Origin of the sequence: Streptomyces sp. NPDC021224 (genome assembly GCF_044332905.1) — a bacterium.
Taxonomy (GTDB): domain Bacteria; phylum Actinomycetota; class Actinomycetes; order Streptomycetales; family Streptomycetaceae; genus Actinacidiphila.
The window spans coordinates 1-2,041 of sequence record NZ_JBIRPW010000041.1; the positions used below are offsets into that span (position 1 = coordinate 1).

Consider the following 2,041-nt stretch of genomic DNA (forward strand, 5'->3'; position numbering starts at 1 on the left):
CGTCACTCTGGCCCAACGGGAAGTGGGAGCCAAAACCAACGAGACGGCTGCGTTCCGTCCGCTGCTGGAACCACTCGATCTCGCCGGCACCGTGGTCACCTTCGACGCCCTGCACAGCGTCAAGGACCAGGTGCGCTGGCTGGTGCAGGACAAGAAAGCGCACTACATCGCGGTGATCAAGGCAAACCAGCCGACGGCGTCGGCCCAGGTCAAGGCCCTGCCGTGGGAGCAGATGCCCGTGGCACACACCGTCTCCGGCAGCGGGCACGGGCGGCGGGAGTCCCGCTCGGTCAAGACCATGGCCATCGCGGCGAACCTGGGCGGGATCACCTTCCCCGAGGCGCGGCTGGCCCTGCGTATCCACCGGCGCCGCCAGCAGAGCGGCAAGTGGCAGACCCGGGAGACGGTCTACGCCGTCACCAGCCTCGACACCCACCAGGCCAGCCCCGCCGACCTGGGCAGATACGTACGCGGGCACTGGGCAATCGAAAACTCCAGCCACCATGTCAGAGACGTGGTGTTCGCCGAAGACGCCTCCACCGTCCACACCGGCAACGCGCTGCGGGCGATGGCCTCCTTGCGGAACCTGGCCATCGGCAGGCTGCGGCTACTGGGAGCCGACAACATCGCCAAGACCACCCGTGCGATCCGGGATGCACCCGAACACGCCGTCTGGATCTGGGGCATCACCGACAGCCCGCTCCTACCGGGAACTTGAAACCGCCCTGGGCTCGCCGCCGTCGAACAGAAGCTCGGCGCCATGCGCGACCTCGCCGCCCGGCACACCACCGTCCACCTCGATATGCCGGAATTTCCGCAGCGTCGTCGCGCGCGTCGACTCCGAGCAGCCAAACGAAAGTGCGAAGCAGCAGCCCTGAGGACTACAACGAGGGGATGACCGTCTTCCTCTGTTCCAAGTGCGGCACCGCGATCACGCCGGAGCTGGCCGAGCTGGCCGCCGTCCCCAACTTCTCCGACGATGAACGCGACCGGGACAAGGAGACACATCGGGCACCTTCCACCGTTCCGCGAGGCCGCTACGTGATCGATCCCGAGCCCTGGGGGCCGCCCTACGTCGTGCAGGACGGTCAGGAGGACCCGAAGCCGGCGCAGTCCAGAGGGCCGCTAGTCTGCCGTGAGGAGGGTTTCGTCATCTCGGCTGGTGTTCAGGGCACGGTGCTGATGCACCCGGAAGACGCCCCCGCCCTTCGAGCGCTGCCCAACTGGAAGAACAGCACCGGGTGCTGCGGGCCGACCGGTAACGAAGGGCTCAACCGAGCCTGCCCCTGCGGCGCTGCGGTCGCAACGCTCGCGGCGGACTGCTTCGGGCCCTACGAACTGCACCTCGACCCCGCTCGAACATACGGGTTCTCCCAGTAGGCCCGCGGAACGGCCGACCTCGGCGCGCGACACGACCGGGACGGCCTTTCGCTCGGCTACGTCACGACTACTTTCGGTGGCGGACGAACTTGGCGGCCACGTGCTCGCACGGCCGGTCCAGCCGCGCCGCACCGCTGCTACGGCGGGGCCGTCCGGGCCGCCGGAGGGCAGGCTGCTGTGGTGTCGGAAAAGCCCCTCTTGACGGAGCGTCAGGGCGATGTCAGCTTGACGTATCCGGCAACCCCGCGCCGTAAGGCCCGACGGGAAGGCGACCCATGCGCAACCACACCTTTCTACGCATCGCCCTGACTGCGGTGCTGTCAGCGGCATCAATACTGGCGGCGTTCACTCCGGCCCGGGCTGCGGGCAGTGGCGGTTCGCTGTACAACTGCCCGTACGGAAAATTCTGCGTCTACCCGCAGGGCCAGAACCCCCCGGTCAGCCCGCTGCTGGGCGGTGTCTACTCGGGCTACGGCACCCATTACCTGACCAACAACCCGCCCGGGAAGTCCTGGATCGTCAACAACCAGGTCAGCGGCGCCAAAGCGGTGATATGCGAGGACTACAACGCGAACTGCGTCCTCACGCTCAACTCGGGAGAATCCGCCTACTACGACCTGGCTCTGATCAACTTCGTGGAACTGGTCCAGCCGTGACATGT

Annotated in this window: 3 protein-coding genes; all 3 read left to right on the forward strand. The window is 67.2% G+C overall.

Translation table 11 applies throughout. The features are described from left to right. Nucleotides 1-718, forward strand: a 718-nt coding sequence (locus ACH4PY_RS37065) for an ISAs1 family transposase (protein WP_398192928.1), incomplete at its 5' end; no start/stop codon positions are given. A gap of 176 nt (nucleotides 719-894) precedes the next feature. Beyond that, nucleotides 895-1,380, forward strand: coding sequence for a hypothetical protein (locus ACH4PY_RS37070; protein WP_398192929.1), 486 nt, complete (start codon nucleotides 895-897; stop codon nucleotides 1,378-1,380). Nucleotides 1,381-1,694: 314 nt separating this feature from the next. Then, on the forward strand, nucleotides 1,695-2,036 hold the full coding sequence (locus ACH4PY_RS37075) for a hypothetical protein (protein WP_398192930.1): 342 nt from the start codon (nucleotides 1,695-1,697) through the stop codon (nucleotides 2,034-2,036). Nucleotides 2,037-2,041: the final 5 nt, after the last annotated feature.

Excerpts from the sequence above, each read along its gene's own strand:
- ACH4PY_RS37070 (WP_398192929.1), top strand. The coding sequence starts at position 895 with ATGACCGTCTTCCTCTGTTCCAAGTGCGGCACCGCGATCACGCCGGAG.